Source organism: Burkholderia sp. AU33545 (genome assembly GCF_020419685.1).
In the GTDB taxonomy this organism is placed as follows: Bacteria; Pseudomonadota; Gammaproteobacteria; order Burkholderiales; family Burkholderiaceae; genus Burkholderia; species Burkholderia diffusa.
The window spans coordinates 67,183-90,317 of record NZ_JAIZRQ010000012.1 but is presented as its reverse complement, the minus strand read 5'-3'; the positions used below and the strand labels follow the sequence as shown (position 1 = coordinate 90,317).

General features: G+C 69.8%; 18 protein-coding genes and 2 riboswitches. Of the genes, 5 read left to right on the top strand and 13 right to left on the bottom strand.

Annotated features, from left to right (window positions below; all coding sequences use genetic code 11):
* Positions 1–13: 13 nt before the first annotated feature.
* Complete coding sequence (locus LGM71_RS31755) at positions 14–898, bottom strand: LysR family transcriptional regulator (RefSeq protein ID WP_226118467.1); 885 nt, start codon at positions 896–898, stop codon at positions 14–16.
* 151 nt (positions 899–1,049) lie between these two features.
* Between LGM71_RS31755 and LGM71_RS31750 the strand changes: the two genes are divergently transcribed.
* A complete protein-coding gene (locus LGM71_RS31750; RefSeq protein ID WP_226118465.1) occupies positions 1,050–2,654 on the top strand; it encodes an MFS transporter in 1,605 nt (534 codons plus the stop codon).
* Positions 2,655–2,926: 272 nt separating this feature from the next.
* On the opposite strand, the gene LGM71_RS31745 is transcribed toward LGM71_RS31750, so the two are convergent.
* On the bottom strand, positions 2,927–3,352 hold the full coding sequence (locus tag LGM71_RS31745; protein WP_059602244.1) for a pyridoxamine 5'-phosphate oxidase family protein: 426 nt from the start codon (positions 3,350–3,352) through the stop codon (positions 2,927–2,929).
* Positions 3,353–3,669: 317 nt separating this feature from the next.
* Here LGM71_RS31745 and LGM71_RS31740 point away from each other — a divergent pair, with 317 nt between their 5' ends.
* From LGM71_RS31740 to LGM71_RS31730, 3 genes are all read left to right on the top strand, one after another.
* Positions 3,670–5,196: an aldehyde dehydrogenase family protein gene (locus LGM71_RS31740; RefSeq protein ID WP_059602002.1), complete on the top strand. Its 1,527-nt coding sequence runs from the start codon at positions 3,670–3,672 to the stop codon at positions 5,194–5,196.
* Positions 5,197–5,521: 325 nt separating this feature from the next.
* Entirely contained in the window at positions 5,522–6,064 is a 543-nt protein-coding gene (locus LGM71_RS31735) for a hypothetical protein (protein ID WP_226118463.1), read from the top strand.
* Positions 6,065–6,249: 185 nt separating this feature from the next.
* Positions 6,250–7,284: a helix-turn-helix domain-containing protein gene (locus tag LGM71_RS31730; protein ID WP_059601994.1), complete on the top strand. Its 1,035-nt coding sequence runs from the start codon at positions 6,250–6,252 to the stop codon at positions 7,282–7,284.
* Positions 7,285–7,344: 60 nt separating this feature from the next.
* Here LGM71_RS31730 and LGM71_RS31725 read toward each other — a convergent pair whose 3' ends face one another.
* From LGM71_RS31725 to LGM71_RS31685, 9 genes are all read right to left on the bottom strand, one after another.
* The gene (locus LGM71_RS31725) at positions 7,345–8,439 is read right to left on the bottom strand and encodes an ADP-heptose--LPS heptosyltransferase (protein ID WP_226118461.1); all 1,095 of its coding nucleotides are present in this window, start codon (positions 8,437–8,439) and stop codon (positions 7,345–7,347) included.
* Positions 8,436–10,139 carry a thiamine pyrophosphate-binding protein gene (locus LGM71_RS31720; RefSeq protein ID WP_226118459.1) on the bottom strand — a complete coding sequence of 568 codons (1,704 nt, stop codon included), beginning with the start codon at positions 10,137–10,139 and terminating at the stop codon, positions 8,436–8,438. The genes LGM71_RS31725 and LGM71_RS31720 overlap by 4 nt, the downstream gene beginning before the upstream one ends.
* A gap of 138 nt (positions 10,140–10,277) precedes the next feature.
* Positions 10,278–11,666 (bottom strand): L-serine ammonia-lyase, encoded by a 1,389-nt coding sequence (locus LGM71_RS31715; RefSeq protein WP_059601985.1) that lies wholly within the window; start codon positions 11,664–11,666, stop codon positions 10,278–10,280.
* 30 nt (positions 11,667–11,696) lie between these two features.
* Complete coding sequence (locus LGM71_RS31710) at positions 11,697–12,833, bottom strand: alginate lyase family protein (RefSeq protein WP_226118457.1); 1,137 nt, start codon at positions 12,831–12,833, stop codon at positions 11,697–11,699.
* Between the two features lie 152 nt (positions 12,834–12,985).
* Positions 12,986–15,913, bottom strand: coding sequence for an aminomethyl-transferring glycine dehydrogenase (gcvP, locus tag LGM71_RS31705; RefSeq protein WP_226118455.1), 2,928 nt, complete (start codon positions 15,911–15,913; stop codon positions 12,986–12,988).
* A 59-nt stretch (positions 15,914–15,972) separates the two neighbouring features.
* Positions 15,973–16,353 (bottom strand): glycine cleavage system protein GcvH, encoded by a 381-nt coding sequence (gene gcvH, locus LGM71_RS31700; RefSeq protein WP_057926424.1) that lies wholly within the window; start codon positions 16,351–16,353, stop codon positions 15,973–15,975.
* A gap of 127 nt (positions 16,354–16,480) precedes the next feature.
* On the bottom strand, positions 16,481–17,599 hold the full coding sequence (gene gcvT / locus LGM71_RS31695) for a glycine cleavage system aminomethyltransferase GcvT (protein WP_124627961.1): 1,119 nt from the start codon (positions 17,597–17,599) through the stop codon (positions 16,481–16,483).
* A gap of 84 nt (positions 17,600–17,683) precedes the next feature.
* Positions 17,684–17,816: riboswitch (glycine riboswitch) on the bottom strand.
* 31 nt (positions 17,817–17,847) lie between these two features.
* A riboswitch (glycine riboswitch) is annotated at positions 17,848–17,955 on the bottom strand.
* 123 nt (positions 17,956–18,078) lie between these two features.
* The gene (locus tag LGM71_RS31690; protein ID WP_226118453.1) at positions 18,079–18,447 is read right to left on the bottom strand and encodes a hypothetical protein; all 369 of its coding nucleotides are present in this window, start codon (positions 18,445–18,447) and stop codon (positions 18,079–18,081) included.
* A gap of 196 nt (positions 18,448–18,643) precedes the next feature.
* Positions 18,644–19,696 (bottom strand): oxidoreductase, encoded by a 1,053-nt coding sequence (locus LGM71_RS31685; protein ID WP_226118451.1) that lies wholly within the window; start codon positions 19,694–19,696, stop codon positions 18,644–18,646.
* A 244-nt stretch (positions 19,697–19,940) separates the two neighbouring features.
* Here LGM71_RS31685 and LGM71_RS31680 point away from each other — a divergent pair, with 244 nt between their 5' ends.
* Complete coding sequence (locus tag LGM71_RS31680; protein WP_226118449.1) at positions 19,941–20,648, top strand: SGNH/GDSL hydrolase family protein; 708 nt, start codon at positions 19,941–19,943, stop codon at positions 20,646–20,648.
* Positions 20,649–20,669: 21 nt separating this feature from the next.
* On the opposite strand, the gene LGM71_RS31675 is transcribed toward LGM71_RS31680, so the two are convergent.
* Positions 20,670–21,464, bottom strand: a complete 795-nt coding sequence (locus tag LGM71_RS31675) for an FkbM family methyltransferase (RefSeq protein WP_059601969.1) — start codon at positions 21,462–21,464, stop codon at positions 20,670–20,672.
* Between the two features lie 82 nt (positions 21,465–21,546).
* A complete protein-coding gene (locus tag LGM71_RS31670) occupies positions 21,547–22,986 on the bottom strand; it encodes a glycosyltransferase family 2 protein (RefSeq protein ID WP_226118447.1) in 1,440 nt (479 codons plus the stop codon).
* Between the last annotated feature and the right edge of the window lie 149 nt (positions 22,987–23,135).

The following is a 23,135-nucleotide window of genomic DNA, read 5'->3' as shown; positions in this document are numbered from 1 at the left end:
CGGGGCCGACCGTCTATTTGAACAGCCGCTCGCACAGGAAGTCGACGAACACGCGCAGCTTCGGCGACAGTTGCCGGCTCGACGGCCACACGATCGAGAACTGCCCCGGCGCGATCCGGTAGTCGTCGAGCACGGTGACGAGCGCGCCCGTGTCCAGCGCGTCGCGCGCGAGGAAGTCGGGCATGTAGCCGATGCCGAGCCCCGCCATCACCGTGCCGCGCAGCGCTTCCATGTTGTTGCAGGTCATCGCGGTGCGCAGCTTCAGCGGCGTGCCGTCGTCGGCGGCAAGCGCCCAGTCCTGCAGCTTGCCGGTGGTCGGGAAACAGTAGCGCACGCAATCGTGGGTTTCGAGATCGTGCGGCGCCCGCGGCGTGCCGGCCAGCGCGAGATACGCGGGCGTCGCGCACAGCACGAACGCGAACGGGCCGAGCCGCCGCGACATCAGGCTCGAATCCGACAGCGGGCCGCTGCGGATCACCGCGTCGAAGCCGCCTTCGACGACATCGACCATCCGGTCGTTGAAATCCAGATCGAGTTCGACGTCCGGATAGCGCAGCCTGAATTCGGGCAGCACCGGCAGCAGGAACCGGTAGCCGATCACCGGCAGGCTCACGCGCAGCTTGCCGCGCGGGCGCTGCGCGGAGGCCGTCACGGTCGCCTCCGCATCACGAAAATCCTCGAGGATCCGCTGGCAGCGTTCGTAGAAATGGCGCCCTTCGTCGGTCAGCGTGACGCGCCGCGTCGTGCGGTTGAACAGGCGCACGCCGAGCGACTGCTCGAGCCGCGCGATCGTCTTGCCGACGGCGGAGGCCGAGATGCCGAGCGCGCGGCCGGCCGCGACGAAGCTGAGCGCTTCGGCGGTGCGGACGAAGGCGGCGATGCCGTTCAGGTTTTCCATCGACGTAGACGGGCGAGCGGGGCGCGAAGCGTTGAATTGAAGAATTTTAGTCCGTTATATGCGGAGCTTCGCATTGTTTTTCTAAGATTGAATCGAAATTATCCTTGATCGCGCTTGAGGCGCATCCGCGCCGGCTTTTCGAGGAGCGATGATGGATCACCCGTTTTCACCCGGTCCAGCCACGTCGGCGCGTCGGCGCGCGTGGGTGCTGGCCGCCGTCTGCATGGCCGCGGTCGCGCTGCCGCTGTCGTTTTCGGGCGGTGCCGTCGCGACACCCGCGATCGGCCGCGACCTGCACGGCGGCCCGGTCGCGATGAACTGGATCACCAACGCATTCATGCTCGCGTTCGGCAGTTTCCTGATGGCGGCGGGCGCGCTGGCCGACCAGTTCGGCCGCAAGCGCGTGTTCGCGATCGGCGTCGGCGGCTTCACGCTGATGTCGGTGGCGCTCGCGTTCGCGCCGTCGATGCTCGCGGTCGACCTGCTGCGCGCCGCGCAGGGGCTCGCGGCGGCCGCGGCGCTCGCGGGCGGCACGGCCGCGCTCGCGCAGGAGTTCGACGGCGCGGCGCGTACGCGCGCGTTCAGCCTGCTCGGCACGACGTTCGGGATCGGGCTCGCGTTCGGGCCCGTGCTCGCCGGCGGCCTGATCGCGCACTACGGCTGGCGCGCGATCTTCGTCACGGGCGCGGCGGCAGGCGCGTTGTCGCTCGCGTTCGGGCTGCCGCGCATGCACGAGTCGCGCGATCCTCACGCGACGGGGCTCGACTGGCCCGGCACGGCCGCGTTCACCGCCGCGCTCACGCTGTTCACGTTCGGCGTGATCGAGGCGCCCGCGCGCGGCTGGGCGCATCCGCTCGTCGTCGCGCTGCTGGCGGCTGCGGCGCTTGGCGCATGCGCGTTCGTCGCGATCGAGACGCGCGTCGCGCGGCCGATGCTCGACCTGTCGCTGTTCCGGATTCCGCGCTTCGTCGGCGTCCAGGTGCTGCCGGTGTCGACCTGCTGCTGCTACATCGTCCTGCTCGTCGTGCTGCCGCTGCGCTTCATCGGCATCGACGGTTTCAGCGAAATCGACGCAGGCTGGCTGATGCTCGCGATTTCCGCGCCGATGCTCGTCGTACCGCTCGTCGCGGCGACGCTCACGCGCTGGCTGTCGGCCGGCGTGATCTCGGGGCTCGGGCTCCTGCTCGCGGCGGCGGGCCTCGTGTGGCTGGGCGTCGCGCTGCACGGCGGCGCAGGGCCGACGGCGATCGCGCCGATGCTCGCGATCGGCGTCGGGGCCGGCATGCCGTGGGGGCTGATGGACGGGCTGTCGGTCAGCGTCGTGCCGAAGGAGCGCGCGGGGATGGCGACCGGGATCTTCAGCACGACGCGCGTGGCGGGCGAGGGGATCGCGCTCGCGATCGCCGGCGCGGTGCTGGCGACGCTCGCGCACACCGATCTGCGGCGGGCGACCGGCGCGTCCGACGCAGCGTTGCGCGCGGCCGCGCGGCTCGCCACCGGCGATCTCGCGGGCGCGGCGGCCGTATTGCCGGGCGTCGAGCGTACGGCGCTGCTCGCGAGCTATACGCATGCGTTCGATCGGCTGCTGATCGGGCTCGCGATCGTCACGGTGCTGTGTGCGGGGGTGGTGTTCGCATTTCTCGGTGCGCGGCCCGGGGTGACGGAAGCGCGCGGCGACGATGGTGAAACTGCGCATCCCGGCGCGCCGGCGCGCCGCCGAACCGAACCGGCTTGCACGGAGGCAAGCGGGCGGTGAGCGGGGCGTCTCAGGGGGCGCGCAGGTCGACGATCGCGGGCAGCGTGCCCGCGCATGTTGCGATCACGCGAATCCGTGTACCGACGATCGGCCCCCCGCGCGAATGAGCGTGGAGCGTTGCGTCGCCCGCCGGGCACGCGTCCTGTGGGAATGGCGCCGGCGTACTCCGGCACCGACGACTGGCTCGACGCATCACGCTTGCACAAGCGTGCGCAGCACCGCACCGGGCATTGCCTGCCCGCCTTGTGCCGACGACGAAAGGGTGCCGCGCATCACGCCAGCACGAGCGGCGGCAATCCCGCATCGGCCCGTGCCTGCGCGCTTTCCACATCGACGACCACATAGCGCAGCGCATCGGGCCACAGGTGCGCGCGACTTCCGGCATCTTCATCGATCGTCGCGCGACCTTGCACGAGCCACGTCGTCTGCCGGACGAAGTCGACGAACAGCAGCGCGATCGCCGGATTCACGAGCAGGTTGCCGATCGTGTTGAACAGGTTGTTGCCCGCGAAATCGGGCAGCACGAGCGTACGACGGTCGGGCAGGTCGACGAGCGGGGCGAACGAACCGTCCGCGCGCGGCTGCCGGCCGCGATACGAGCAGTCGCTGTCGCCCGCCGCGTTCGCGGTCGCGACGATCAGGAATGCCTGTTCATGGATGAACGCGACGGCATCGTCGCCGAGGGGGCCCGGGTTCATGGTTCGGTCGGCGCGTGGCCGGTGCGTGTGGATCCGCGTTGCGCATGCAAGTGACATGCCACGCTGCGAGCACGGTGCACGGCGAAGCGTGCGCGGGTGCGCTGTGGAAAATCAGAACACCCGCCGTGCCGGCTGTGCCGTCGCGATGTTCAGAATCGGGACACTCGTTTTTCGTGCGCCGGCGCCGTCCGCGGCGGGCGGCCGGACACACCGCTCCTGTTCGGTTTTCGGCCGGTTTGGCACGCATGTTGCGTAAACCGTGTAGCGCGATCCAACCGGCGCTGCATTCACACAAGCACGATGAACAGGAGACATGTATGAACCCGTTTGACCTGAAACAACTGGGCCTCGACGTCGAATATCCGTATCGTCAGCAGTACGACAACTACATCGGTGGCAAGTGGGTTCCGCCGGTGAAGGGCGAGTATTTCGAGAACGTGTCGCCGATCAACGGCAAGCCGTTCTGCCGCGTGCCGCGCTCGGGCGCCGACGACATCGAGGTCGCGCTCGATGCCGCGCACGCCGCGCGCCGCAAGTGGGGCAAGACGTCGGTCGCCGAGCGCGCGAACCTCCTGCTCGCCGCCGCCGACCGGATGGAAAAGAACCTGAAGCTGCTCGCGGTGGCCGAGACGATCGACAACGGCAAGCCGCTGCGCGAAACGATGGCGGCCGACCTGCCGCTCGCGATCGACCACTTCCGCTATTTCGCGGGCTGCATCCGCGCGCAGGAAGGCGGCATTTCCGAGATCGACGACAACACCGTCGCGTATCACTTCCACGAGCCCCTCGGCGTCGTCGGCCAGATCATCCCGTGGAACTTCCCGCTGCTGATGGCCGCATGGAAGCTCGCGCCGGCGCTCGCGGCCGGTTGCTGCGTCGTGATGAAGCCGGCCGAGCAGACGCCCGCGTCGGTGCTGGTGCTGATGGAACTGATCGGCGACCTGTTCCCGGCCGGCACGATCAACATCGTCAACGGCTTCGGCAAGGAAGCGGGCGAGGCGCTCGCGACCAGCAAGCGGATCGCGAAGATCGCGTTCACGGGCTCGACGCCGGTCGGCAAGCACATCCTGCGCACCGCGGCCGAGAACCTGATCCCGTCGACGGTCGAGCTGGGCGGCAAGAGCCCGAACATCTTCTTCGCCGACGTGCTCGACCAGGACGATGCGTTCCTCGACAAGGCGCTCGAAGGGCTCGCGATGTTCGCGCTGAACCAGGGCGAGGTGTGCACGTGCCCGTCGCGGATCCTGATCCAGGAATCGATCTACGAACGCTTCATCGAGAAGGCCGTCGCGCGCGTCGAGCGCATCAAAGCCGGCCATCCGCTCGACATGCAGACGATGATCGGCGCGCAGGCGTCGCAGCAGCAGCTCGACAAGATCCTGTCGTACATCGACATCGGCCGCGACGAAGGCGCGCAATGCCTGACGGGCGGCGAGCGCACGGCACCGGCCGCCGACCTCGGCACGGGCTACTACGTGAAGCCGACGATGCTGCTCGGCAACAACAAGATGCGCGTGTTCCAGGAAGAGATCTTCGGGCCGGTCGCGTCGGTGATGACGTTCAAGGACGAGCAGGAAGCGATCGAACTCGCGAATGACACGTTCTACGGGCTCGGCGCCGGCGTGTGGACGCGCAACGGCACGCGCGCGTACCGGATGGGCCGCGAGATCGAGGCTGGCCGCGTGTGGACCAACTGCTACCACCTGTACCCCGCGCATGCGGCGTTCGGCGGCTACAAGCAGTCGGGCATCGGTCGCGAGACGCACAAGATGGCGCTGTCGAACTACCAGCAGACGAAGTGCCTGCTGGTCAGCTACCAGGCCGAGGCGCTCGGGTTCTTCTGATCGCCGCAGCAGGGGCGAAGTGCCGGGCCGGCCGGGCGGCAGCGCGACGCTGCGCGGTACGGCAACCGGTGCCGGACGGCGGCGTGTCCGGAACCGGATTGCCGGGCAGCGTTCGACGGTCGGGCGATGGCTGCCCGGCCGTCGGGCGGTGCGCGCGGCGCGGCAGCGCGCTTGCGGCCGATCGTCCGGCACTTCGCTTTTTTCGCCTTTCGACATTCGATACGCGGCGTCGGCTGCGCGTCGCCGGCGGCCCGCCTCGGCAACCGCATCGGCTGTCGCGCGGTCGCGCCCGCATCGCGCACCGATGGCCCCGACGGAAACCAGCATGGCAGATCCGCCTCGATCCTGGCCGCGTCACCCCGTGTTTCACGCGGGCGAGCTCGACGCGCAGCACCGGTTCGGCGTCGCCGACGAAGCCGAGCGCATGAGCGACGTCATCACGACGCGGCTGAGCATCGGCGTGCGCCAGTTCGTCGAATCGCAGCCGTTCATGTTCGTCGGCACGACGCGCGGCGACCCGGCGCGCGTGACCTGCGACATCGTGCAGGGCATGCGCGACGCGAACGGCGACCTGTGGCCGGTCGTGCGCGTGATCGACACGAAGACGCTGCGCTTCGCGCTGCCGACGCGCGGCGACGGCGACCGGATCGATGCGCTCGCGTGCGACGGCGGCGGCATCGGGCTGTTGTTCATCGATTTCGTTCGCGGCATCCGCTATCGGATCAACGGCCGCGCGACGTTGCGCGCCGATCTGCCGGCAGCGGATGCCGCGCCCTGGCCGGCCGGCAGCCCGATCATCGAGCTGGCGGTCGCGCAGGCGTACGGCAATTGCGGCACGCGGGTCGTGCGGTTGCGGCCGGGCGCGTAGCGCGTCGCCGGGCTGCCCGCGGCGCGCAAGCCGCACCCGCACGGTGCGTGGCATGCCGCCTCCGGGTGCGCCCTCATGGCGCGCGGCGGCCGCACGGCGTGCAATGACGGGCTTGTCGCCGGGCCGCGCGGTTCGGCACGGGACTTGCGTGTTGGACGCGGTTCCGGGCAGGTGAGGAGAACACGATGGGTCAACGATTGGAGTGCATGGCCGAGCCGACGGCCGAGGACACGCGGTGCAGCGCGCAGGGTGACGACGCGCTCGCCGGCCAGGCCGTGGTCAGCGTCGCGCACGACGCCGACGAGCAGGCGCGCAACCTGATCGGCTGGCGGCAGACTTACGACCAGCTCGCGGCCGGCCGCTTCGTCGGCACGCTGACCGAGCTGCCGCTCGACACGATGAAGCTGTTTCGCGAATCGACCAGCCACCTGCTGCGCCAGGCATGCGAGGTGCGCGGCGACGCGTACTGGTTCGGCATCCCGCTGGTCAGCGACGGCACCGCGCGCGTCGATGCGTGCCGCATCGGGCCCGGTGCGCTCGCGTTCCGGCCCGGCAACGTCGAATTCGAATTGCTGACGCCCGCGCAGTTCTCGATTTATGGCGTGGTCGTGCGCGGCGACGTGCTGCGCCGCTACGCGGAGGAAGTCGAACACCGCGCGCTCGACGAGCGGCTGTTCACGCAGCACGTGATCCAGGTTGGCGATACGCGGCTCGCGCGCCTGTGCGCGCTGCTCGGCCGCCGGCTCGACGGCGCGGCGGCCGTGGGCGGGCCGCTGCCCGACGCGCAGCGCGACGACCTGCAGGCCGAGGTGCTGGCCGCGCTGTTCGATGCGTGCGCGCAACCGGCGGACGATGGCGCCGGCGGCGCACCGTCGACACGGCGCTGGATCGTCGAGCAGGCGCGCGAGTACGTGCTCGCGCACCGCACGCGCCCGGTCGGCGTGCCCGAGCTGTGCGAGCAACTGCACGTGAGCCGGCGCACGCTGCAGTACTGCTTCCAGGACGTGCTCGGCATGGCGCCCGCGACCTACCTGCGGACGCTGCGGCTGAACGGCGCGCGCCGTGATCTGTGCGGGCGGGCGGCCGGCTCGGTGCAGGACGTCGCGGAGGCGTGGGGCTTCTGGCACCTGAGCCAGTTCGCGACCGACTACCGGCGGCTGTTCGGCAAACGGCCGTCGGAGACGCTGCGCGAGCGGGCAGTGACGGTGACGGCCGGATGAGCCGCGCGGCAGTGCGTGGCTGCCGCTGCACGCCCGATCTTTCGGGTGATCTTCGTTTTTCTATCCGGACTTAGTCGCCGCGTCGCGCGGTGCAGGCCACGGCACGGCATCCCAGTCGATCGCCCGGTAAGCGGCTTCGACCGCCGCGAGATCGCCCGGTCGCTCGCTGCGATGCAGCCCGTGCAAATCGTCCGGCACGTCGAGCGCGACCGGCACGCAGTGCGGATAGTCGCGCACCCGCAGCACCGGCCCGATCGTCGTGAAACAGGCGAGCGTCGGCACGTCGAAGCCGTCGGCGAGATGCAGCGCGGACGTATCGGGCGCGAACAGCATGCTCGCACCTTCGACCCAGGCAATGAAGTGCGCGGTATCGGCCGCGTCGCGGCTCACGTCGACGTAGGCGGGATGCGCGACCGGGCCGAAGCCGAGCACCGGCAGCCCGTAACGCTGCGCGAGTCGCTCGACGAACGTCGCGTGCAGCGCCGGCGGCACGCTGCGCACCGCGGTGCTCGCGGTCGGGCAGAACAGCACGTATGGCCGCCGCCATTCGGCCGGCAGCGCGGGCAGCCGCAGCCGCGCGAGCCAGCGGTTGCGCTTCGCGGCGGCCGGCACCGTGGCCGGATCCGCGCCGAGCGCGTCCAGGAAGAAGTCGATCATCGGCTGCCGCGCGAACGCGGGCCAGTACAGGTGATTGCCGAGATCGACGCACGGCGCGTGCGCGGGCAGTGCATCGGCGGCGCACGGCAGCGCATGCGACGGCGCGACGACGTCAGCCGCGAGCGCATACAGCGCGTCGACGTAGCGCGGCGCGCGGGCCGGCCGGAACAGCGTGAAGCGCAGGCCGGGATGCATCGCGCGCAGCGCGGCGAGCGCGGTCAGCCCGATCACCGAGTCGCCGAGGGTGACGCCCATTCCGTTGATCACGTGCACGTCCGTCATGCGGTCGTAGTCGAGCCGGAACGGCTGGTGGGCGGCGTGCAGCAGGCCGAGCGCCGGCGCGGCCGGCACATGGCCCTCCGTGGGGCCGCCGCCGTGCTCGAGGTCGTACGGCGCGACGAGCGTGCCGTCCGGCGCGAGCAGCGTGCCGGGGTGGGCGAGCGCGTCGTCGCGCGACAGCGCGAGGCCGGCCGGTGTGGTGCGCAGTTCCACGGTCATGCGCCGCGCGCGCGGCGGCCCTGTTCGCGGATCTGCTCGAGCGTCGCGGCCGGCGTGCTGGCGTCCTGCGGGATGCGGATCTCGATCAGCGCCGGCAGCCCGCAGGTCAGTGCGCGCTCCAGTGCCGGCGCGAAGTCGGCGGTGTGCTCGACCGTCTCGCCATGCGCGCCGAACGCGCGCGCATACGCGGCGAAATCGGGATTCGTGAGCCCGGTGCCATGCACGCGCCCAGGATAGTTGCGCTCCTGATGCATGCGGATCGTGCCGAAATGCCCGTTGTTGACGACGATTGCGACGATGTTCAGTCCATACTGCATCGCGGTCGCGAGTTCGTTGCCGGCCATCATGAAGCAGCCGTCGCCGGCGAGCGCGACGACGGTTCGCGACGGATACAGCGACTTCGCGGCGAGCGCGGCGGGCAGCCCGTAGCCCATCGCGCCGCTGGTCGGCGCGAGCTGCGAGCGGAAGTGCCGGTACGCGAAGTGACGATGCAGCCAGATCGCGTAATTGCCGGCGCCGTTGGTCAGGATCGCGTCGTGCGGCAGGCGCTCGCGCAGCTGCACCATCACGTCGCCGAGCTGGACGTCGCCGGGCATCGGCAGCGGGGCATGCCATTCGCGGTATGCGCGGTGCGAGTCGGCGGCCGTGCCGGCCCACGCGGGGGGCGCCGGCGGTTCGAGCGCGGCGAGCGGCGCCGCGATCTCAGGCATGCCCGACACGATCGGCAGGTCGGCCGCATACACGCGGCCGAGCTCGTCCGCGCCCTGGTGCACGTGGATCAGCGTCTGGCGCGTCTTCGGGATGTCGAGCAGCGTGTAGCCGCCGGTCGTTGCTTCGCCGAGGCGCGGCCCGATCACGAGCAGCAGGTCGGCGTCGCGGATGCGCTTCGCGAGCGCCGGGTTGATCCCGAGCCCGACGTCGCCCGCGTAGTTCGGGTGCGCGTTGTCGATCGTGTCCTGGTAGCGGAACGCGCATGCGACCGGCAACTGCCACCGCTCGACGAAGGTGCGCAGGTTCGCGCATGCGTCGGGCGTCCAGCCGCTGCCGCCGACGATCGCGAACGGCCGCTCGGCGCGCGCAAGCCGTTCGCGCAGCTCGTCGACCTGCGCGGCCGACGGCGCGGCGGCGACGCGCTTCGCGGCCGGCACGACGGGCTGCGGCGCGCAGGCTTCGGACAGCACGTCCTCGGGCAGCGCGAGCACGACCGGGCCCGGACGGCCCGACATCGCGACGTGGAACGCATGACTCAGGTATTCGGGAATGCGGCGCGGGTCGTCGATCTGGGCGACCCACTTCGCCATCTGGCCGAACATCCGGCGGTAGTCGATTTCCTGGAAGGCTTCGCGGTCGAGGTGCTCCCGCGCGCACTGGCCGACGAACAGGATCATCGGCGTCGAATCCTGGAACGCGGTATGCACGCCGATCGACGCGTGGGTCGCGCCGGGACCGCGCGTGACGAACGCGATGCCGGGATGGCCGGTCAGCTTGCCGACCGCCTCCGCCATGTTCGCGGCGGCCGCCTCGTGGCGGCAGACGACCGTCTGGATGCGCGCGGTGTCGTCCGCCAGCGCATCTAGTACGGCGAGGAAGCTCTCGCCCGGCACGCAGAACACGCGTTCGACGTGATTGGCGAGCAACGCATCGACGAGCAGTCGCGCGCCGGTGGTGGCGCGCGGCTCGAGATCCTTGGAATGCGACATGGGCTGCCGTCTCCCTGGGTAGCGGGAGGTACAGCTTACGCCTGTCGGCGGGGCGCCGGTACGCCGGCCGGTGAAAAGTATCGGAACGAGCGGGGCGGCGGCGTGCCTCGGCGCGTGCGCCCGCCCGCCGTCACCGCATCAGCATTCGACGATATTCACCGCCAGCCCGCCGCGCGACGTTTCCTTGTACTTCGTCTTCATGTCGGCGCCGGTCTCGCGCATCGTCTTGATCACCGAGTCGAGCGACACGTAGTGCGAGCCGTCGCCGCGCAGCGCCATGCGTGCCGCGTTGACGGCCTTCACCGATGCCATCGCGTTGCGCTCGATGCACGGGATCTGTACCATCCCGCCGACCGGGTCGCAGGTGAGGCCGAGGTTGTGCTCCATCCCGATCTCGGCCGCGTTCTCGACCTGGCGCGGCGAGCCGCCGAGCACGGCCGCGAGCGCGCCGGCCGCCATCGAGCAGGCGACGCCCACTTCGCCCTGGCAACCCACTTCCGCACCCGAAATCGACGCGTTGAGTTTGTACAGAATGCCGATCGCGGCGGCGGTCAGCAGGAAGTCGATCACGCCCTGTTCGTTCGCACCCGGCGTGAAGCGCGTGTAGTAGTGCAGCACGGCCGGGATGATGCCGGCCGCGCCGTTGGTCGGCGCGGTGACGACGCGGCCGCCGGCCGCGTTTTCCTCGTTGACGGCGATCGCATACAGGTTGATCCAGTCGATCATCGACAGCGGATCCTGCAGCGCGCGCTCCGGGCTTCCCGTCAGCGTGCGGTACAGCTGCGGCGCGCGGCGCTTGACCTGGAACGGGCCGGGCAGGTTGCCGTCGGCGTCGGGGTTGCCGATCCCGCAGCCGCGCGACACGCACGACTGCATCACGGCCCAGATCTTCAGCAGCCCGTCGCGCGTCTCTTCCTCGGTGTGCCACGCGCGCTCGTTTTCCCACATCAGCTGCGCGATCGACTTGCCGGTCGACTCGGTCAGCGCGAGCAGCTCGGCGCCGGTGCGGAACGGATGCGTCATCTGCTCGGCCGCGCTCAGCACCTTCGTGTTCGGCGCGCCGGCCGTCACGACGAAGCCGCCGCCGACCGACAGGTACGTGCGCTCGACCAGCACCGCGCCGTTCGCGTCGGACGCGCGCAGCTTCATGCCGTTCGGGTGCTCGGGCAGCGCCTGGCGGTAGAACGCGATGTTCTCCTTCAGCACGAACGGCACCGGATGCGTGCCGAGCAGCGCGAGCTTCTTCGACGTGCGGACGTCCTCCAGACGCGCGTCGATCGTGTCGGGATCGACGGTATCGGGCGCGTCGCCGAGCAGCCCGAGCATCACGCCGCGATCGGTGCCGTGGCCCTTGCCGGTGGCGCCGAGCGAGCCGTACAGCTCGACCTTCACGTGGGCCGTCGCGTCGAGCAGCCCGTCGCGCTCGAGGCCCTGGACGAACATCAGCGCCGCGCGCATCGGTCCGACCGTATGCGAACTGGACGGGCCGATGCCGATCTTGAAGAGGTCAAACACGCTGACTGCCATTTCGATTCCTGCCTTGCTTTGAGAATAGTGCTAACGCGCCTGCAATGGCAGGCACGCGGCGAGCCATGCGGGCGGCATGGGGGAGAGCTGCCGCGCGACGCGGGCATAACGCCCGTCGAGCCGCGCGGCCAGATGAAAGAGTTCAGTGGCGTTTTTCGGGTCCCACTGCCCCGTGTAGCCCGGCAAGCCGGCTTCGCGGCGCTTCGCGTCGAACGGCACCGGCGAATTCACGAATTCCTCGTGCGTCTTCTCGCCGAGCGCGTACGGCACGAGCCAGTCGAGCGCGGCCGCGAGCGTCGCGCCGTTCGCGCCGCGCTCGCGCAGCCAGTTGCGGTTGAAGCGGCGCGCGGCGAGCGCGGCCGTCACCAGCGGCTGCAGGTCGTACACCGCGTAGTGCAGCGCGTCGCGTTCCTCGAAATCCCAGGTCTTGCCGTCCGGGCCGATGTTGTCGGCGAGATGCTCGACGAACAGCCGCTGCGCGGCGTTCATCATCTTGCGGTCGCCGAGCGTGAACGCGGACAGCGCAATCAGCTTGATCCTGTGGCTTTGCCAGTTGTTGCGCCAGGTGCCGGTGAGCGGGCGCTTCTGCGCGTCGATCTGCGCGACGTAACCGGCGCCGAGCTTCGCGATGAACGCCGCCGTCGCGTTGCGGGTCTTCACCGGCAGCGCGCTCGCCGTCATGTCGTACGCGACGATCAGGCTGTCGAAGCGCGTCTCGTCGATCGGGTTGAAGCTCGGCTGGTAGGTCGCAACCCACGCGGACAGGAAGCGGTCGACGAGCTGCAGGTAACGCGGCGCATTGGTCACGCGCCACGCGAGCGCGGCGTCGCGCATCAGCTCCATGTCTTTCAGCGCGTCGGCGCTCTGGTCGTAGATGCCTTCGTGCGGCAGCGTGCCTTCGGTGTGCACGCGCGCCAACGCCTTCGGCTGCTCGCCGATACGCGCGTCGACGCTGCGGATCAGCGCCTGCACGCCCGGCTCGGCCTGTGTCGTCTCGCTCGCCTGCAACGCGGGCGCCGCGCAGAAATTCATCGCCGCGCTTGCGCTGCCCGGCGTGCCAAGGCCGGCGACGGCAAACGACAGCGACGCGACGAGCAGCGGCACGAAGCGGCGCGTGCGCGGCCGCTCGTGCGCTGCACCATGGCCCGGAAACATCGGACGCACCATGCGGAACTCCTTGATTGGCTGGATCGCGTGTGATGTTAGCCGGATTGGGGGGCAAGCGTGAATCGATCGGGTTGGCGGCGAACGCAAAAACCGCACGCAACCGGAGGTTGCGTGCGGTGTGGTCACGGCCGGACTCCGGTGCGCGACGGGCGTTATGCGTATTCCGACATCGGCACGCACGAGCAGAACAGGTTGCGGTCGCCGTAGGCGTTGTCCGCACGGCCGACCGGCGGCCAGTACTTGTTCGTGCCGAGCGATGCGACCGGGTACGCAGCCTGCTCGCGCGAGTACGCGTGCGGCCATTCGTTCGCGGTGACGACTGCTGCCGTGTGCGGCGCGTGACGCAGCGGGTTGTCCTCGCGATCGGCGCGGCCTTCCTCGACCGCACGGATTTCATCGCGGATCGCGATCATCGCGGCGATGAAACGGTCGAGTTCTTCCTGCGATTCCGATTCCGTCGGCTCGACCATCAGCGTGCCCGGCACCGGGAAGCTCATCGTCGGTGCGTGGAAGCCGTAGTCCATCAGGCGCTTCGCGACGTCGTCGACGCTGATGCCGCTGGTTTCCTTGAGCGGACGCAGGTCGAGAATGCACTCGTGCGCGACCAGCCCGCCCGGGCCCGAATACAGCACCGGGTAGTGCGGCGCGAGGCGCTTCGCGATGTAGTTCGCGTTGAGGATCGCGGTTTCGGTGGCGGCGGTCAGATTCTTCGCGCCCATCATCGCGATGTACATCCACGAGATCGGCAGGATCGACGCCGAGCCGTACGGTGCGGCCGACACCGCGCCGATGCCGTCTTCCGCGCGCGCGTAGCCGGTCGAACGCTGGTTCGGCAGGAACTTCGCGAGGTGCGCGCCGACCGCGACCGGGCCGACGCCCGGGCCGCCGCCGCCGTGCGGGATGCAGAAGGTCTTGTGCAGGTTCAGGTGCGACACGTCGCCGCCGAACTGGCCCGGCGCGGTCAGGCCGACCATCGCGTTCATGTTCGCGCCGTCGACGTACACCTGGCCGCCGTGCGCGTGCACGATCTCGCAGATCTCGCGGACGTTCTGCTCGAACACGCCGTGGGTCGACGGATACGTGATCATGATCGCCGCGAGGTCGTTCGCGTGCTGCTCGGCCTTCGCCTTCAGGTCGGCGATGTCGACGTTGCCCTGCGCGTCGCAGGCGACGACGACGACCTTCATGCCGGCCATGTGCGCGGACGCCGGGTTCGTACCGTGCGCGGATGCCGGGATCAGGCACACGTCGCGATGCGCTTCGCCGCGCGAAGCGTGGTACGCGTGGATGATCAGCAGGCCCGCGTACTCGCCCTGCGAGCCGGCATTCGGCTGCAGCGACACGGCCGCGTAGCCGGTGGCCGCGACCAGCATCTGCTCGAGCTGGTCGATCATCTCGCGGTAGCCGACGGTCTGCTCGGCCGGCGCGAACGGGTGGATCCGGCCGAATTCGGGCCACGTGACCGGCAGCATTTCCGACGTCGCGTTCAGCTTCATCGTGCACGAGCCGAGCGGGATCATCGAGCGGTCGAGCGCGAGATCCTTGTCCGACAGGCTGCGCAGGTAGCGCAGCATTTCGGTTTCGGAATGGTGGCGGTTGAACACGTGGTGCGTCAGGTACGCACTCGTGCGCTCGAGGCCGGCCGGCAGCGCGGCGACGCCGGCGAGGCCCGCGTCCAGCGCGTCGACGGTCGGCGCGGTGCCGCCCGCGGCCTGCGCGAACACGGCGAGGAGATCGGCGAGGTCGTCGCGGGTCGTCGTTTCGTCGACCGACACGCCGACTTGCGTGTCGCTCACACGGCGCAGGTTGATGCGCTTGGCCTTCGCGAATGCGTGAACCTGCGCGGTGCGCGCGCCGGTGTCGATCGTCAGCGTGTCGAAGAACGTGTCGTTGACGGTCGCGAAGCCGAGCTGCTTCACGCCGGCGGCGACGAGCGCCGCGATGCGGTTCACGCGCAGCGCGATCGTCTTCAGGCCGTGCGGGCCGTGGTAGACCGCGTACATGCTCGCCATGATCGCGAGCAGCGCCTGCGCGGTACACACGTTCGACGTCGCCTTCTCGCGGCGGATGTGCTGTTCGCGGGTCTGCAGCGCGAGACGCAGCGCGGGCTTGCCCTGCGCGTCGACGGTCACGCCGACGAGGCGGCCCGGCATCTGGCGCTTGAATTCGTCACGCACGGCCATGTAGGCGGCGTGCGGGCCGCCGAAGCCCATCGGCACGCCGAAGCGCTGCGTGTTGCCGACCGCGACGTCCGCGCCCCATTCGCCCGGCGGCGTCAGCACGGTCAGTGCGAGCAGGTCGGCCGCGACGACGACGTGGCCGCCCGCCGCGTGGATCGCTTCGGTGAGCGCGCGGTAGTCACGCACGTCGCCGTTGACGCCCGGGTACTGGAGCAGCACGCCGAACGCGTTGGCCTGCGCGGCGTCGGCCGCCGGGCCCGTCTTGACCTCGATGCCGATCGGCAGCGCGCGCGTGCGGATCACCTCGAGCGTCTGCGGCAGCACGTCGTCGGCGACGTAGAACACGTTCGACGCCGGCTTGCCGGTGCGCTGCAGCAGCGTCATCGCTTCGGCCGCGGCCGTTGCTTCGTCGAGCAGCGACGCGTTCGAGATCGCGAGGCCCGTGAGGTCGGCGACCATCTGCTGGAAGTTCAGGAGCGCCTCGAGGCGACCCTGGGAAATTTCGGGCTGGTACGGCGTGTAGGCCGTGTACCACGCCGGGTTTTCGAGCACGTTGCGCAGGATCACGGCCGGCGTGTGCGAGTCGTAATAGCCTTGGCCGATATACGAGCGGAACACCTGGTTCTTGTCCGCGAGGGCGCGCAGCGCGGCGAGGGCTTCGGCCTCGCTCTTCGGTTGCGCGAACGGGCCGAGCGGCAGCGTTTCGGCGCGGCGGATCGAGGCCGGGATCACGGCGTCGATCAGGGCGGCGCGCGACGCGAAGCCGAGCGTGTCGAGCATGGCCTGCTGGCTGGCGGCATCGGGGCCGATGTGGCGTTCGGCGAACGCGTCGTGCGTTTCGAGCGCGGCGAGCGAGAGGGGCGTGCGGTTCATCAGGCGGTCCGGGTGTTCGAGCTTCATGGCGTGACTCTGGTCCCGCGCGGCCCGGCTGGCCGGCCGCGCGGTTCGGGTAGGGAAAATTAGTCGATCAGCTTGCTGTAGGCGTCAGCGTCGATCAGCTTGTCGGTCGAGGCGCCGGCCGCGAGCTTGATCTTGAAGAGCCACGTGCCGTATGCGTCGCTGTTCACTTCTTCCGGCGAGTCGGCGGCTTCTTCGTTGATGGCGACGACCTCGCCGGACACCGGCGAGTAGATGTCGGATGCCGCCTTCACCGATTCGACGACGCCGACGGCGTCGCCCGCGTTCACCGACTTGCCGACTTGCGGCAGTTCGAGGAAGACGATGTCGCCGAGCGTGCTCTGCGCGTGATCGGTGATGCCGACCGTCAGCGTGCCGTCGGCTTCGGTGCGGATCCACTCGTGTTCGTCGGTGTATTTCAGATCGGCCGGGACGTTGCTCATCGGATGCTCCTGGATAAAAGGGTGTGTTCGTTATGCTGGCGCGCCGCCGGGGCGCGCCGGGTGTGGTTGCGCCGGGCGCCATTTCCCGGCTTCCCCGGGAGGCGGCCTCCCGGTCGCCTCTCGGTCGTTACGCAGCGAGGACCTTGCCGTTGCGCACGAACGGCAGTTTTACCACGCGCGCGGGAAGTTGCTTGTCTCGAATCTGCACATGAACGGTGTCGCCGACCTGGACGGCCGCCGGCACGCGCGCGAACGCGATCGATTCCTGCATCGACGGCGAGAACGTGCCGCTCGTGATCTCGCCTTCGCCGTGCGGCGTGACGACCTTCTGGTGCGCGCGCAGCACGCCGCCCGCCTTGCCGTTTTCCTTCTGCAGGATCAGGCCGACGAACGCAGCGCGCGAGCCGTCGCGCTCGAGCGCGGCGCGGCCGACGAACTCGCGCGGCGCCGACAGGTCGACCGTCCATGCGAGGCCCGCGTCGAGCGGGGACACGGTGTCGTCCATGTCCTGGCCATACAGGTTCATGCCGGCCTCGAGGCGCAGCGTGTCGCGCGCGCCGAGCCCGCAGGGGCGCACGCCGTTTTGCTGCAGCGCGGCCCACAGCGCTTCGACGTGCACGGCCGGGACGATCACTTCGAAGCCGTCTTCGCCGGTGTAGCCGGTGCGCGCGACGGTGAGATCGCCGAACGGCGTGCCGGCGACCTGCGCGGCGTTGAACGGCTTCAGTTCGCTGGTCGCGGCACGCGCGGCGGGCACCGTCGTCCAGACCTTTTCACGGGCATTCGGGCCCTGCACGGCGACGATCGCGAAATCGCGGCGCGGCGCGATGGTCAGGCCGTAGCCGCCTTGTTCGTTGAGCTGGTTGAACCACGCGATGTCCTTCTCGGCCGTGCCGGCGTTGACGACGACGCGGAAGAAGTCTTCGGTGAAGTAATAGACGATCAGGTCGTCGACGACGCCGCCCTGCGGATTGAGCAGGCACGAGTAGAGCGCCTTGCCGGGGGTCTTGAGCTTGCCGACGTTGTTCGCGATCGCGTGTTCGAAGAACGCGCGCACGCGGCTGCCGGTGAAATCGACGACGCACATGTGCGATACGTCGAACATGCCGGCGTCGGTGCGCACGGCTTCGTGTTCTTCGATCTGCGAGCCGTAGTTGACGGGCATGTCCCAGCCGCCGAAGTCGACCATGCGGGCATTGAGCGCGCGGTGCGCGGCGTTGAGCGGGGTTTGATTCAGTGCAGTCATCGAGGCCTCAGGCAAGGCGCTTGCGCGCGGGTCAGAACGGCCATGTGCCGACCGCCGCGGCCTTGGGCCTGCGAGCGATGCGATACATGCCCCTCTGTCCTCGATACCTGAGAGATTGCGCCGCGGGCAAAGCCGGCGAACGCGCGCCCCTTCGGTGGGCAGCCTGCCCGCGCTGCAATCGCGCAGCGGGCTACTGCCGCTCTCCAGAGTGCGGGGAGTGCGGCCCGCGCGAAGCGCGGACGGGATTCCCCGACGCGGTCGGTCCTTTTGCCTGAGAGTTTGCGGGTGTGCCCCTTCGGCGGCGCGACCGGCGTTGCGAGTTGCTACGCGGTCACACGCTCTCCCGACGCGTGCGGGCGACTGTACGCGAGCGGGTGGGCGTTGTCAATTTGAGCAAAAGAATGTCGCTTCGCGACAAGCGGCGGCGCGAGGGCCGCCGCCGCGTTTGCCGGCACCGGCCGGTCCCGGCAGGGCCGGTATTACTCGCCGATCGCGCGCGCGGCCGTGTCGAGTTCCTGGTTCAGCACGCGCTGCTCGTCGCCGGACAGGCCGCCGTTGTGCTGCGCCGACATGTCGTTCGCTTCCTGGCGGATCACGTCGAGCCGGTGGTGCAGCTGCGCGCCGTACGGCGGCGGATAGTAGCCGCCGTTGACGCGTGAGTCGATCCGGCGGTGCAGGTTGTCGATCCGGCCCTGGACCTCCAGCAGGCGATCGTTCGCGACGACCTGCGGATTTGGCCGCGGCGGGGGCGGAGGCGCCTGTCGGGCCGGCCGCTGCGGCTGCACGACACAGGCCGCGAGCGAGGAAACCAGGACGCAGCATGCCGCTGCGCGAATCAACCGTTGCATCACATTCTCCTGACGGTTTGGTGTCGGATCGACTTTTTGAGAAACGCATCAGACTGGGCGACCGATGACTTTCGTTCCCGCACCATTTGTAACGGAATGTTCGGGACCGTGCCGTCGCGGCGGCTGACGCGTGGCCGCTGCCGGGGACGGCGCGGGGTAGCGGCCGAGGCCGGGACGGTGCCGACCCGGCCGGCGGTCAGACGGTGCGGCGCACGAACGGTACCCGGCGGCCTTCGTGCTCGCTTTGCGCGGCGAGCTCGATGATCGTCATCACGTCGACGGCGTCCTGCGGCGTGATCGGGAACGGCGCGCCGTCGTGGACCGACGCGGCGAGCGCGCGGTAGAACTCCGCGTACTGGCCGTCTAGCGTCGGCACCGGCCGCTCGACCTCGACTTCGCCGTCGAGCACGCGCAGCACGCCGGGCGGGTTGCCGCCGCCGAACTCGACGTGGTCCGGCGTGAGGCCTGCCTTCAACTGATCTTCCTGCGTGTCGAGCCCGAACTTCTGGTAGCTGCCGCGCGTGCCGTGCAGCGTGAAGCGCGCGGGCTCGATCGCCGACAGCGCGCTCGCGTGCAGCGCGACGTCCTTGTCCGGATAGCCGAGCAGCAGGTGCACGAAATCGGGCGCCGTGCCGTTGTCGCGGCGCGTCTTGACCGTGGCGCTGACCGTTTCCGGCAGCCCGAACAGCGCGAGCGCCTGGTCGATCAGGTGCGGGCCGAGGTCGAGCAGCAGGCCGCCGCCGCGTGCGGGCTCCTCGCGCCAGCGCGTGCGCGGGGTCGGCCGGAAGCGGTCGAAGTGCGACGCGAAATACGTGAGCCGGCCGAGTTCGCGGGATTCGACGATGCGCCGCACGGTGAGGAAGTCGCCGTCCCAGCGGCGGTTGTGGAACGGTGCGAACAGGCGGCTGCGCGCGTTCGCGAGCCGCGCGAGCGCGAGCGCTTCGTCGGCCGTGAGCGTGACGGGCTTGTCGACGACGACGTGGCGGCCGGCTTCGAGCACCTGGCGGGCGAGCGTGAAGTGCGTGTCGTTCGGCGTGGCGATCACCACGCAGTCGATGTCGTCGAGGCCGAGCAGCGTGTCGAGATCGGGGACGATGCGTGCGCCCGGGTATGCGGCGCGCGCGCGATCGGGCTGCCCCGTCGCGATCGCGGCGATCTCGGTGCGGCCGCTCGTGGCAATCACGGGCGCGTGGAACGTCGCGCCGGCGAAACCGAAACCCATCAAACCAATCCTGAGCAATGACGACATGGCAAATCCTTGGCTGCGTACGAAGGGCAAAGCGCTGCGGCCACCGGCCGCGCGGACGGCTATTGTGGCACGGCGGCACGCGCGCGAGCGGGCGTTGGCCGAACGGACAAGGAACCGCTGCGCGTGCGCACGACCTCGGCCGAATGGCTCGGATCGAGCCCGCCGGCGCGCGAATCCGACACAATGGGGGCTGTTCCGGCGCGTGTCCCGCGTCGCCTGCTTGCCCCGTTACCGGATCGAAACCATGGGATATCCGCTCGCCACCGCCGCCCTGGGCCCGTTGCTGCTGATGCAGGGGCGTCGTGTCCGCCGCGTCACGCCGCGGCTCGCCGAGGCGGCCGGCCCGCGCGACGGCACGGCCGGCGACGGGCCGCCGCTGCGCGTGCTGGTGCTGGGCGATTCGGCTGCCGCGGGCGTCGGTGTCGCGTCGCAGCGCGACGCGCTGTCGGGGCAGCTCGCCCGCGCGCTTGCGGCATCGCACCGCGTGAGCTGGAAATTGCTGGCGCGCACGGGGCTGACCGCCGAGGAACTCGTCGACTGGCTTGCCGCCGAGCCGGCGCAGCCGTTCGATGTGGCAGTGACGTCGCTCGGCGTGAACGACGTGACGGGCGGCGTGTCGCCGGCGCGCTGGCGCGCCGCGCAGGCGGCGCTCGTCGATCTGCTCGCCGTGCGATTCGGGGTCGCGCACGTGATCCTGTCGGCGGTGCCGCCGATCGAGCGCTTTCCGGCGCTGCCGCAGCCGCTTGCGTGGTATCTCGGCCTGCGCGCGAAGCGGCTCAACGCGACGCTCTCCGAGTGGGCCGCGACGCAATCGCGTTGTACGTTCCTGCGCGTCGCGCTGCCGCTCGAGCCGCACCTGATGGCGGCGGACGGCTTTCATCCCGGCGCGGCCGCGTGCGCCGCCTGGGCCGCACAGGCCGCCGACGCGCTCAGGCAGCGCCTGCGCGCGTAACGTTGCGCCGGGTGCGAACCGTCAGCGGGTGCGGTTCATCCGGATCACGCCGTCGGCGCCCGTCTCGAAGCTGACCTGCCGCGCGAACGACGGATGCTGCGCGACGAGCTCGTCGCCCATCGCGAACCACGTGTAGCCGAGCGTCTTCAGGTAGTCGAGCAGCGCGGCGCGCTTTTCCGAGAACCATTCGAGGTTCCAGGCCTCGAGCAGCAGCGGCGGAAAGCCGTGCCGTTCGAGGAAGGCCGTGCCGCCTTTCAGCACGTCGAGTTCGAGCCCTTCGACGTCGATCTTGATCAGCGCCGGCGACTTCGGGAAGTTGAGGGTGTCGAGCCGGGCGATCGGCACGTCGCTCGGCTGCTGGCTCGCGACGGTCTCGACCGAGTTGCGACGCAGGTTGAACTGCTCGTCGAGGGAGAAGCCGCCGATGTTGATCGAGCGCGAATAGTCGATCGCTGGCAGCGGGATGATGCCGTCCTGGTTGCCGATCGCGACGTTGAACGCATGCACGTTCTCGAGCCGGTTCAGAAACACGTTGCCGCACAGCTGGTAATAGACGATGCGCTGCGGCTCGAACGCGTAGACCATGCCGCCCTGCGCGGCGATGCTCTTGGCGACCGGCACCGCGTACGCGCCGAGGTTCGCGCCGATGTCGAGCACCAGCGGCGCCTCCTCGTTCGCGTAGAACATCTGGCTGATGGTCAGCAGCGATGCGTCCCACGAGCCGTTGTAATAGAGGTTCGCCGAAATCGCGTCCCGGGTTGCGAACAGCAGGTAATCGGCGTTGTCGGTCTTGACGAGGTTGACTCTGGGTAGCATGGCGCGAGGTGTCAGGGTTGTCGGGCGAAGAGGGCGGCGTGCGTGCACGGCGCTGCGATGCGCCGATGCCGGCCGCCGCGGGTCAGGCCAGGTAGTTCGACCACTTCTGGTGTTCGCGGTAGTACTGTTCCTCCGCGTCCGTCAGGCCGGTCTCCTTGTACCAGGGCACGTGCTTGCAGGTGTAGCGGCCCGCGAACCGGACGCCGCAGAGATGCGATTCGCGGCGGAAGTAGCGCTTGTTGTAGACGGCGAACGTGGTATCGATCGGCGCGTTGTAGATCGGGTCGCCGCCCGCCGTGCTGCCGATCTGGTGGCGCCAGAAGTTCGCCTCCCATTCGAGCGTCGTGTATTGGCGGTCGCCGCAGAAGAGCGTCGTTTCCTTCATCAGCTCGGGTTGCGAGATGTCGAGCGCGAAGCCGGCCTTGCCGGTCTGGAACGCTTCGGTCGCATCGATCAGCTCGAACAGGAATTCGGGCGGCAGCGCGTCGTTCAGTTCGAGGTCCGGATCGGTGACGCAGAAGAGCTCCGGCAGGCGCGCGTAGTTCGCGTCCGACAGGAACAGGTCGCGCGGGCCCGCGTTGCGATCGAGGCGCACGACGGTCACGTCGTCCTGCACGCTTTCCAGGAACGCGAGCATGTCCGGCGCGCCCGACGCGTTGTCGACGATCACGATGTTGCGCAGGCCGCGGGCCTTCAGCTGGGCCACCATCCGGCGCGTATAGGTCGGATTGTTGAAGGTCGGGATCAGCACCGGCACCGTGGCGACCAGGCCGCCCGCGAAATGCCGGAACTGACGGCTGCCCGGCAGCGTCGTGCAGAGCGTCGCGTTCGGCACCAGCGGCATCGCGACGGGCTGCGGCGCCGGCGCGGATTGCATCACATGCGCCTCGAGCTCGGCGAGGTCCTGCCGCGTGTCGGCGTCGTCGGGCATCAGCGCGGCGGCCTTGCGCATCGGCGCGAGCGCCTCTGCGTGACGCTCCTGCTGAACCAGCGTGACGGCCAGCGCCCGCCAGCCGAGCCCGATGTCGGGCATCCATTCGGTCAGCTGGGTCGCGATGCCTTCGGCCTGCGCGAATTGCCGCTTGTCGAGCAGCGCCGCGAGCGTATTCATGAATTCGGAGAGGACGGCCGCCAGCTCGTCGGCGGAGGCCGACGGCGCATCGGCTGCCGCGAGTTCGAGCGACAACGCGTCGATGCCGTGCGTGCGGGCCTGCGCGACCAGCGCGCGCGCCGCATCCATCTGGTTGTCGCGCGTCAGCGCGTCGATGCACGCGATCCAGTAGCGCCGCTGCGACGGCTCGGTTGCCACCGCGGCCCGGAAGTGCCGCAGCGCGGCGTCGCGCCGGTCGAGCTGTTCGAGCACCGTCGCGAGGCGGAGGTGAGAATCGGCATGTTCGGGATGCGCTTGCAGGATCTGGCGGTAGGCCTGCTCCGCGTCCTGAAGCGAGCCGGCGGCGTGAAGCGCGGCGGCGTGGGCCAGCTCGGCCTCGGAAACGGGGGCGGCGATGACGGTGTCATTCATGGCGGCGGAAGTCGATGACGGCGAATGAAGGGGCGGCGGCGCGTACTCGCCGACGTTTCGCGTATCTTGCCGCCGGGGGCCGCGCGGTCATGGATCAAACAGAGGGGAGATTTGCTGCCTGTTCGGATATTCGGCGCGCGTCCACCGGC

Coding starts and splice junctions, on each gene's coding strand:
- LGM71_RS31755 (WP_226118467.1), bottom strand. CDS start 898: ATGGAAAACCTGAACGGCATCGCCGCCTTCGTCCGCACCGCCGAAGCG.
- LGM71_RS31750 (WP_226118465.1), top strand. CDS start 1,050: ATGGATCACCCGTTTTCACCCGGTCCAGCCACGTCGGCGCGTCGGCGC.
- LGM71_RS31745 (WP_059602244.1), bottom strand. CDS start 3,352: ATGAACCCGGGCCCCCTCGGCGACGATGCCGTCGCGTTCATCCATGAA.
- LGM71_RS31740 (WP_059602002.1), top strand. CDS start 3,670: ATGAACCCGTTTGACCTGAAACAACTGGGCCTCGACGTCGAATATCCG.
- LGM71_RS31735 (WP_226118463.1), top strand. CDS start 5,522: ATGGCAGATCCGCCTCGATCCTGGCCGCGTCACCCCGTGTTTCACGCG.
- LGM71_RS31730 (WP_059601994.1), top strand. CDS start 6,250: ATGGGTCAACGATTGGAGTGCATGGCCGAGCCGACGGCCGAGGACACG.
- LGM71_RS31725 (WP_226118461.1), bottom strand. CDS start 8,439: ATGACCGTGGAACTGCGCACCACACCGGCCGGCCTCGCGCTGTCGCGC.
- LGM71_RS31720 (WP_226118459.1), bottom strand. CDS start 10,139: ATGTCGCATTCCAAGGATCTCGAGCCGCGCGCCACCACCGGCGCGCGA.
- LGM71_RS31715 (WP_059601985.1), bottom strand. CDS start 11,666: ATGGCAGTCAGCGTGTTTGACCTCTTCAAGATCGGCATCGGCCCGTCC.
- LGM71_RS31710 (WP_226118457.1), bottom strand. CDS start 12,833: ATGGTGCGTCCGATGTTTCCGGGCCATGGTGCAGCGCACGAGCGGCCG.
- gcvP (WP_226118455.1), bottom strand. CDS start 15,913: ATGAAGCTCGAACACCCGGACCGCCTGATGAACCGCACGCCCCTCTCG.
- gcvH (WP_057926424.1), bottom strand. CDS start 16,353: ATGAGCAACGTCCCGGCCGATCTGAAATACACCGACGAACACGAGTGG.
- gcvT (WP_124627961.1), bottom strand. CDS start 17,599: ATGACTGCACTGAATCAAACCCCGCTCAACGCCGCGCACCGCGCGCTC.
- LGM71_RS31690 (WP_226118453.1), bottom strand. CDS start 18,447: ATGCAACGGTTGATTCGCGCAGCGGCATGCTGCGTCCTGGTTTCCTCG.
- LGM71_RS31685 (WP_226118451.1), bottom strand. CDS start 19,696: ATGTCGTCATTGCTCAGGATTGGTTTGATGGGTTTCGGTTTCGCCGGC.
- LGM71_RS31680 (WP_226118449.1), top strand. CDS start 19,941: ATGGGATATCCGCTCGCCACCGCCGCCCTGGGCCCGTTGCTGCTGATG.
- LGM71_RS31675 (WP_059601969.1), bottom strand. CDS start 21,464: ATGCTACCCAGAGTCAACCTCGTCAAGACCGACAACGCCGATTACCTG.
- LGM71_RS31670 (WP_226118447.1), bottom strand. CDS start 22,986: ATGAATGACACCGTCATCGCCGCCCCCGTTTCCGAGGCCGAGCTGGCC.